7 protein-coding genes and 1 pseudogene are annotated in these 8,552 nt (G+C 64.3%); 3 read left to right on the top strand and 5 right to left on the bottom strand.

What is annotated here, in order from left to right; translation table 11 throughout:
• The coding region (locus VFB18_RS05640; protein ID WP_324972039.1) for a tetratricopeptide repeat protein at positions 1 to 241 on the top strand (241 nt) is incomplete at its 5' end.
• Positions 242 to 247: 6 nt separating this feature from the next.
• On the opposite strand, the gene pyk is transcribed toward VFB18_RS05640, so the two are convergent.
• Both pyk and VFB18_RS05630 read right to left on the bottom strand, forming a co-directional pair.
• On the bottom strand, positions 248 to 1,681 hold the full coding sequence (gene pyk, locus VFB18_RS05635) for a pyruvate kinase (protein WP_324972037.1): 1,434 nt from the start codon (positions 1,679 to 1,681) through the stop codon (positions 248 to 250).
• A pseudogene (locus VFB18_RS05630) lies at positions 1,681 to 2,151 on the bottom strand (DUF1036 domain-containing protein); the annotation flags it as partial. The gene pyk and the pseudogene VFB18_RS05630, both read right to left, overlap by 1 nt.
• A gap of 253 nt (positions 2,152 to 2,404) precedes the next feature.
• Between VFB18_RS05630 and VFB18_RS05625 the strand changes: the two are divergent.
• Together VFB18_RS05625 and VFB18_RS05620 are read left to right on the top strand one after the other, a co-directional pair.
• On the top strand, positions 2,405 to 3,547 hold the full coding sequence (locus VFB18_RS05625; RefSeq protein WP_324972032.1) for a DUF1244 domain-containing protein: 1,143 nt from the start codon (positions 2,405 to 2,407) through the stop codon (positions 3,545 to 3,547).
• A 119-nt stretch (positions 3,548 to 3,666) separates the two neighbouring features.
• Positions 3,667 to 3,927, top strand: coding sequence for a DUF2312 domain-containing protein (locus VFB18_RS05620; RefSeq protein ID WP_324972029.1), 261 nt, complete (start codon positions 3,667 to 3,669; stop codon positions 3,925 to 3,927).
• A 130-nt stretch (positions 3,928 to 4,057) separates the two neighbouring features.
• Here VFB18_RS05620 and VFB18_RS05615 read toward each other — a convergent pair whose 3' ends face one another.
• The 3 genes from VFB18_RS05615 to VFB18_RS05605 form a co-directional block, all read right to left on the bottom strand.
• The gene (locus VFB18_RS05615; protein ID WP_324972026.1) at positions 4,058 to 5,461 is read right to left on the bottom strand and encodes a DUF882 domain-containing protein; all 1,404 of its coding nucleotides are present in this window, start codon (positions 5,459 to 5,461) and stop codon (positions 4,058 to 4,060) included.
• A gap of 210 nt (positions 5,462 to 5,671) precedes the next feature.
• Entirely contained in the window at positions 5,672 to 7,360 is a 1,689-nt protein-coding gene (locus VFB18_RS05610; protein ID WP_324972024.1) for a L,D-transpeptidase family protein, read from the bottom strand.
• A gap of 143 nt (positions 7,361 to 7,503) precedes the next feature.
• The coding region (locus VFB18_RS05605; protein WP_324972021.1) for a sigma-54 dependent transcriptional regulator at positions 7,504 to 8,552 on the bottom strand (1,049 nt) is incomplete at its 5' end.

Raw genomic sequence — 8,552 nt, 5'->3', positions numbered from 1 at the left:
CAAGGTCGAGATGTTGCGCAACGACTACACCGCGGCGCTCGCCGATCTCAGACGCTCGCTCGAGTTCGATCCGCGCAACTACAGCACGCTCAGCGACCTTGGGGCCGCGCTCGAGCAGACCGGCGCCAAGAAGGAGGCGCTCGAGGCTTACCGCAAGGCGCTCAAGGTCAATCCCTTCCTCGACCAGGCGCGCGATGCGGTCAAGCAATTGACCCACGAGGTCGAGGGCCAGGATATCTGAACCGGATCAGAGGTCGTCCGAGTCGTCGCCGACGAAGGCGATCCGCAGCATGTTGGTGGCCCCCGGCGTCCCGAGCGGCACGCCTGCGGAGATGATGACCCGCTGCCCCGGCAGGGCGAAGCCCTCCTGATAGGCGATGCGGCAGGCCTTAGCGACCATGTCGTCGAGGTCGCGCGGATCGTCGGTGAGCACGCAGTGCTGCCCCCACACGATGGCGAGCTTGCGTCCCGTCGCTGGGATCGGGGTCAGCGCGATGATCGGCTGCGAGGGTCGTTCCCGCGCTGCCCTGAGCGCGGTGGCGCCTGAGGCCGTATAGCAGACGATGGCCGCGAGGTTCAGCGTCTCGGCCACGGTGCGCGCGGCGGCGGAGATGGCGTCGGCGCCGGTCGCCTCCGGGTCGATGCGCTGGGCATGGATAATCGCTTGGTAGAGCGGGTCGCGCTCGACCTCGATGGCGACCCGATCCATGGTCTCGACCGCCTGCACCGGAAATTTGCCAACGGCCGACTCGGCCGACAGCATCACCGCGTCGGCGCCTTCGAACACCGCGGTGGCGACGTCCGAGACCTCGGCCCGCGTCGGCGCAGCCGCATAGATCATCGATTCCAGCATCTGCGTGGCGATGACCACGGGCTTGCCGGCATTCCGCGCCGCGCGCGTGATCTGCTTCTGCAGCCCGGGCACTTTCTCCACCGGCATCTCGACGCCGAGGTCGCCGCGCGCGACCATGATTCCGTCGGCGAGTTCGATGATCTCCTTGAGGTGCTTGAGCGCCGACGGTTTCTCGATCTTGGCCATGATCGAGGAGCGACCGCGGGCAAGCTTGCGGGCCTCGGCGATATCCTCGGCCCGCTGCACGAAGGAGAGTGCAATCCAGGCCACTCCGAGCGACATGGCAAAGTCGACATCGGCGCGGTCTTTCTCGGTCATCGAGCCGAACGGCAGCACCGTGTCGGGAAGGCTGATGCCCTTGCGGCTGCCGAGGAGGCCCGTTGTCATCACCTCGGCGTCGATCCTGACGTCGCTCGCCTCGATCACGCGGAGCTTGAGCTTGCCGTCGTCGAGCAGAAGGATGTGGCCGGCCTTCACGGCCTGGAAGATCTCGGGATGCGGCAGGTGCACGCGGCCGAGCCCACCGATCGCCTCGCGGCGGACGAAGGTCACGATGTCGCCCTCGGTCAGCCTGATTGCTCCCGACTCGATCTTGCCGATGCGGAGCTTGGGGCCTTGGAGGTCGACGAGGATGCCGATCGGACGCGAATATTCGGCTTCGAGCTTGCGCACGATCGTGTGGATGTCGCGCAGGCCCTCATGCGTGGAGTGGCTCATGTTCACGCGGAACACGTCGGCCCCCGCCTCGAACAGGCGTCGCATCGTTTGTTCGTTGGTGGAGGCAGGACCGAGCGTGGCGACGATCTTGACCCGGCGGTTTCGCCTCATTGCGACTTCGCTTCGCCCTCCGGGTCGGTGAGACGGACGGTCCAGTCGCGTTCCTCGCCGGTGTCGACCTCGAAGAAGCCGGTCTTCTTGTAGCCGCGCTTCACGCAGTCCTTGGTGTCGCGGATGGTGAATGACTTGTCGTCGGTGCACATAAAGAGATTGCCGGCCCATTCGCCGCCGCGGTCGTAATCGACCGCGTGGATGTAGTAGTAGCGCCCGATCAGCACGCCCTTGAGCAGGGTCTCGCAGGTGTGCGAGGTGATGTTCCACCACCCTTCGGTGGCCCAGCCTTCGGCGTCCTTGTAGCCGATGGCGACACCGACGCGGCTCGAGGTCGTGTTGCAAAGCTTAAGATCGGCCAGGGCCGGGCTTACGCCCAATACAACGAGGAAAAGCACGCCAAGCGTGACGGGTAGACCCCAGCCGGACCGGCCGGGAACGGAAGGAGGCGTGTCCGGCGTATGAGGCATCGCAGCTCGCATCGGCGTCACTTAGCCTGAAACACGGTTAAAGATAGCGGAAACATAGCACTGAATCGGTTGAGTTTGTCTGACCAGAGAGGCCAATTTCCCTCACAAACCCTCGGCGCATTATAGGACACGCCGTCGGAGGCGCCACTGTGCTCTAAGTCCTCGGAAAATGCGTCGCAATCTTGGCGTGGGCGGGATTTTCTCTTGCCGGAACAGGCACCTTCGCCCAATTAAGGGGGAGGGGGACGGCGCGTTGGAGCGAGGTCTGGACAAGCTGTCGAGAGACGATTTCGGGCAAAGCCCCTACCGGAGCATCGCCGGCGATACGGCCACCGGCCTCCTCATCCTCTGCGACCACGCCGAGAACACGATCCCCGAGGCTTACGGGCGCCTCGGGCTCAAGCCGGAAGATTTCCACCGCCACATCGCCTACGACCTCGGCATCGCCGGGGTCACCGAGCGCCTCGCCTCCTTGCTTGGGGCGCCCGCGCTCATCGCGCAATTCTCGCGTCTCCTGATCGATCCCAATCGCGGCCTCGACGATCCGACGCTGATCATGCAAATCTCCGACGGGCTGATCATTCCCGGCAATGTCGGCCTCGACGAGAACGAGATCGCCTTCCGCGTCGACCGCTTCTACGAGCCTTATCACCGCGCCATCGATCGCGCGATCGAGGCGGGGCTTCATGCGGGCAGGCCGCCGGTCATCGTCTCGATGCACAGCTTCACGCAGGCCTGGAAGGGCGTGCCGCGGCCGTGGTCCGTCGGCGTTCTGTGGGACAAGGATCCGCGCCTTGCGCTGCCGCTCCTCGCCGCCTTGCGAGAGATCCCGGGCATCGAGGTCGGCGACAACGAGCCTTACTCGGGGCAACTCAAAGGCGATACGCTCTACCGGCACGGCACGACGCGGGGCCTTGCACACGCCTTGATCGAGCTCCGCCAGGACCTGATCTTAAGCGAAGGGGGCCAGGCCGAATGGGCCGAGCGACTGGCGGTGGCGCTGAGCAAAGTGATGCGCGAAGGAAGCGCGCTCCATGCCGTCGAGCTGCACGGATCGCACACCGACAGCGCGCATGGCCGGCCGACCGCTTCAACGTCATGCCAAGGAGGTCTCGTCATGGATGAAAAGACACGCAACGAGCTCGAGGCCGCGGCCTTCCGGCGGCTCCTCGCCCATCTTCGCGAGCGGAGCGACGTGCAAAATATCGACCTCATGGAGCTTGCCGGCTTCTGCCGGAACTGTCTCTCGAACTGGTACCAGGAGGCCGCTGAGGCCAAGGGCATCAAGCTCACCGAGGACGAGGCGCGCGAGATCGTCTACGGGATGCCGTACGACGCCTGGAAGGCGAAGTTCCAGTTGGAATCCAAACGTAAGGCAAAGTCGCACGCGGGCTGAGCCCTCACTGCGGGCGCTTTGGATAAGCGGGATAACGTCGAGAGCGGTGCTTGAAGCGGCATCGGCGGGACCTAAGCTTGAGGACAGTTCGAATCATCAAGCGGCGGGGAGTCATCGACGTGCAGCTTCAGACATCGACCAAAGACCAGCTTCGTACCATCGTGGCCCGCATCGAGCGGCTCGAGGAGGAGAAAGCGGCCCTCGCCGCCGATATCCGCGAGGTTTATGCCGAAGCCAAGGGCAACGGCTTCGACGTCAAGGCGCTTCGCGCCGTGATCCGGCTGCGCAAGCAGGATGAAAACAAGCGCCGCGAAGAAGAGGCGGTGCTCGCCACCTACCTGCACGCGCTCGGCATGGCGCCCGAGGCCGAGGCGGCTTGATTGCTTCGCCTCAACATGATCGCGTCATGGCCGGGCTTGTCCCCAGTCATCCACGTTTTCGTCCAGGAAAGAAAAGAATCGTGGATGCCCGGCACAAGGCCGGGCATGACAAGAAATGTGGTGAAGAGACCTAGCGCTGCGCGACCTGCGTGGGAGCGGGCTTGGCCGGCTTCAGCTCGGCGTGTTGCGCGGCTTGAGCGGGGGCCGGGTTTGCAGGCTCCAGCTCGGCATAGAGGTTGCGTACAGCTTGGCCTGAGAACTGCTGCGCCGCCGCCAATCCTCGGTAGCCGGAACTCTTGCGGAAGGTGAGGGCGGTCGGCTTATCCATGTCCTCGAACAGGTAGTCGAGAGTGATCTGGTCGGGGAGAGTGAGGGGGGCGACGGTGCGGCTATAGGCAATCGATCGGTCGGTCATCAGGCTGCCGATCTCGAACGGCACGTAGCTCTCCTCGTCCGGATGGTCCTCGTCGGCCTCGGGCGCGCCAACCACTTCAGCGTCCTGATAGGCGGGGAGAGGCGCGGGCGTCGGTTCCGGTTTGGCGTGGAAGCTCGGCAGCGACGGTATTCCGCCCGCGCTCGCATAGGCGAACAGCCGCTGCGGCGGGGGTGGCGTGCCGTGATCATGCATGTCGGCGGCAATCTCATGCTCGGTCGGGGAGCTTGGCGTATAGGAGGCGAGGATCGGCTGTGCCGTCTCGGGCTCGGCCACCGCCGCAGGCTCGTTCTCGGCCACGACCGGGGTCGCAGAGCCTCCGCCGGACTGCGGCGCGCTCTCGACATCATCGTCGGCATCGGCGACCTCGGACTCAGGCGCCGGCTTGATGCGCACGGCCTGAGCGATCTGGGTCTGCTTCACAATGCCTTGGGCGAGTGCAAGCTTGTAGTCCTCCTTGGTGATCGGCTTGCCGTCGGCGGGAAGGTATTGGGAGTGGCCTGAGGGGAACAACGCCGCGAGCTCGAGCCGCGGTATGCGCGGCCACATGCGCACACGGCCGGTATCGACATGCACAAAGGGGACGCCCGAGGTCGGGTAGTAGCCGACGCCGCCCCACTCCCACACGAGTGCGGAGTTGCGCAGCACTTTGACGGGAACGTCCGGGAAGGTGATGTCGGCCGCCTTGCCGAGAATATGCTGGCTTCTCTTCGCCTGGCCGCCGCCATGTCGGCGCAGAGTCTCGTTGGTCGAGGCGGTGCGATAGCCGCAGATCAGATGAACCGGAACTTGCGAGCCGAGCTCCTTGTGCAGGATCCAGATGTGGTCGATCAGCTCCGGATCCATCTTGGTTTCTTTGTTGGCCCGCCAATCGCGCATGAATGTGTTGAGCCGCGCGAGCGCCGCGTCGTCGTATTTGCCGTCGCGCTTATAGGTGACGGTGATCGTCTCCTTGGTGTGGATGTTGTAGATGGTGAGAGTGCGGGTCTCGCCGAGCGCACTCGCCCGGTAGGTGGTGGCGGTCCACCACGCAGCGGCGGTCAGGACCATCACGGAGGCGCCGAACACGGCGCGACGTGCGACACTCCCCCGTTTGAGCATCCCCGAAACTTTCCCTCACCAGCATCAGAGCCGGCTTCCCCGTGTGATCTTCGGCCCCCTCAGGCCAAAGACCCGCGACCGGCCGCCTGTCGCATACCGGTCGTTAAGCAAGAGTATTAGCCAAATTGCGGGAAAAACAAGGCAAACGAGTTAACGCTGCCAGGAATCGCCGAGCAGAGTTAACAGGATTTCCACAGGATAATCAGGTCCCTAAAGTCTGAGGGCCGCTGCCATCCGGGCGTCGTGGCCGTAAATATCCCCGTAACTCGTGAGACTTCCGTCCTGGTTAACCTTGAGGGTGAAGTAGGTGAGATAGACCGGAATCTTCTGCTGCAAAGCAACGTGGGTGTCGTAGCCGTCCTCCATGGCCGACTCTGTTCTTGCTTCGGTCCAGCCGCGGTCGTGTTTCAACAAGACGGCGGCGAATTCACCCGGATTCTGCACCCGCATACAGCCGTGGCTCTCGGCCCTGACCGCTTGGGCGAAGTAGAACTTCTGCGGCGTGTCGTGCATGTAGACATCATGTTTGTTGGGGAACACGAATTTGACCTTGCCGAGCACGTTGTCCGGTCCGGGCGGCTGGTAGATGTCGAAGCTACGGATATCGACGCGGCTCCAGTCGACCACGGCGGGGTCGACCTCTTGGCCCGCATACTTGATCCGCAGGTTGTGCCGCTGGAACACGGCGGTATCGAAGCCTCCGCCGCCGAACCAGGAGGCGTCCTGGCGGATATAGGGTCTGATCTCCTCGATCTTGATCGAGGTCGGCACGTTCCAGAACGGGCCGAACACGATCTCCTGCATCTCGTTGGATAGAACCGGCGTCTGCTTGTCGGGCTTGCCGACCACGACGCGGGCGGTATGCACCGTCTTGCCCTCGTCGACCACGCGCAGCAGGAACTCCGGGATATTGACGTTGACGTAATAGGGGCCGAGGTCGTGCGGCAGCCAGCGCCAGCGCTCCATGTTGATGAGGATGGCCCTGATCTCGGCGGCGTTCGCAGTCTGACGCGGTTCGTCTGACCTCTGTCCGTTGAGCAGGCGGAGGGTGCCCGGACCGACCGCGCCGTCGCCGTAGGCGCCGTTCTCCTGTTGGAAACGCTGCACTGCGAGGGCCAAGCCCATGTCGTAAATGTTCGGGTCCATGCCCGGTTGAGCCGGCACATCGAGCCGCTTGCGTACGACCGCAACGCGCGGATCGACGACGCCAAGCTTCAGCACCGGACCGTCGGGGATGAAATTGGCCGGCCTCTCTGCAGCGACATGCACGGTCTTGCCGCGGCGGAGCGCAATCAGCTTCCTCCTCAGCGCCTCGAATTGCGGCTGGTCGGGCTGGAAGCTCCTGAGATAAGAGGCCGGATCGGAGCGGATGGCGATCGATTCGATCACCTCCGAGGGATCGGGCAGCATGAGACTCGGATCGAGGTTCTCGCTGATGCGCTGCGGCTTGATGCGGCCGCCGCGGGCGTCGTTGGCATAATCGAGGACGGCGTAGCTCACCGTGATCTCGGCGTCGGCCAGCCAGTCGATCTTGTTCGGATCGGAGGCGCTGAAGCCGTCGGGGTTGGGCAGCGCGTAATCCGAAGCGCGCAGACCATAGTCGTCGGCGTTCTTGATCTCGGCGATGACCGCCTTGCCGCGCTCGGTCAGGCCGTTCTGATCGACCCAAAGCGGCTTGCGGTCGGGCACCGCATAGAACTCGACGAGCGCGCCTTGCTCGGACTTCTTCTTATCGGTGGTGACGGTGAATTTCTCGGAGAGGCGATTCTGAACGGCAATGCGGATGGCCTCGCTTGCCGTGATCAAGGTCTCGGGCTGTTCGGGCTCGGCCGCAAAAACCGAGGTGCCGAACGGCGCGCAAAGCGCCAAGACCAACGCCAACAGACCAACTCGCCTCATAGCTCGCTCCCCCTTAAGGCCTTTTGGCCTCGCGATTATCAGGCGCAGAACGTCGATGCTCCGGGCCCCCCGCCCGTTGCCTTACTACGCCGCCAACCAAGGTTTCCCTAACGAGTATCGTTACTTAAGTGTGGCCAAACGGCTCACGGCCTCACCTCGAGCCCGATCTCGCGCATCTTGCGGTAGAGCGTCGAGCGCCCGATGCCGAGCCGCTTTGCGATCTCCGTCATGCGCCCGCGATAGCGCCCGAAGGCGAGCCTGATCATGTCCGCCTCGACGGCTTCGAGCGGACGTATCTCGCCCGAGTCGCTCAAGGCCGGAATGCCGATCGCGTCCTTGCCGTTGGCCTGGGGCACGTGAATGGTCATGGGCGCCGCGGCAGACACGCCCAGCATGACCGGTCCCTCGATATGCGGCACCGGATCCTTGGGCGCAGGCGCGGGCGGCACGGTCACCTTGTAGCCCTCGACATGGGCTGCAATCTGCGGGAACTCGTTGACCGTCAGCATCGGCGTGTCGGCGAGCACGACGGCGCGGAACACGGCGTTCTCGAGCTGGCGGATGTTGCCGGGCCACGTGTAGCTCTGCAGCATGGCGCCCGCCTCGGCGTCGATGCCGTCGATGCGCTTGCCCTCCTCGGCGGCGAAGCGGGCGATGAAGTGCCGGACCAGCTCAGGCACGTCCTCGAGCCGCTCGCGCAACGGCGGGACCCAGATCGGGAACACGTTGAGCCGGTAATAGAGATCCTCGCGGAAGCGGCCTTCGTTGACGAGGCTGATGAGGTTCTGATTGGTGGCTGAGATCAGGCGGAAATCGACCTTGACCGGCTGCTTGCCGCCCACGGGATCGATCTCGCCTTCCTGAAGGGCGCGCAGCAGCTTGACCTGCGCGTCGAGCGGAAGCTCGCCGATTTCGTCGAGAAAGAGCGTGCCCTGGTCCGCCTCGACGAACTTGCCGGCGCGCTTCTCGGTCGCGCCGGTAAACGAGCCCTTCTCGTGACCGAACAGGATGCTCTCGACGAGATTCTCAGGGATGGCGCCGCAATTGACGGTGACGAAGGGCTTGCCGGCGCGGGCGCTTTCGCCCTGGATCGCGCGCGCGATCAGCTCCTTGCCGACGCCCGATTCGCCTTCGATGAGGATGGGGATAGAAGATTGCGCCGCGCGCTGGCCGAGCCGGATCACCTGGCGCA

Origin of the sequence: Methyloceanibacter sp. (assembly GCF_035650995.1) — a bacterium.
GTDB lineage: Bacteria > Pseudomonadota > Alphaproteobacteria > Rhizobiales > Methyloligellaceae > Methyloceanibacter.
Note: the sequence above shows the minus strand (reverse complement) of the source record. Positions and strands in the feature narration are given on the sequence as shown.

Coding starts and splice junctions, on each gene's coding strand:
- pyk (WP_324972037.1), bottom strand. CDS start 1,681: ATGAGGCGAAACCGCCGGGTCAAGATCGTCGCCACGCTCGGTCCTGCC.
- VFB18_RS05615 (WP_324972026.1), bottom strand. CDS start 5,461: ATGCTCAAACGGGGGAGTGTCGCACGTCGCGCCGTGTTCGGCGCCTCC.
- VFB18_RS05610 (WP_324972024.1), bottom strand. CDS start 7,360: ATGAGGCGAGTTGGTCTGTTGGCGTTGGTCTTGGCGCTTTGCGCGCCG.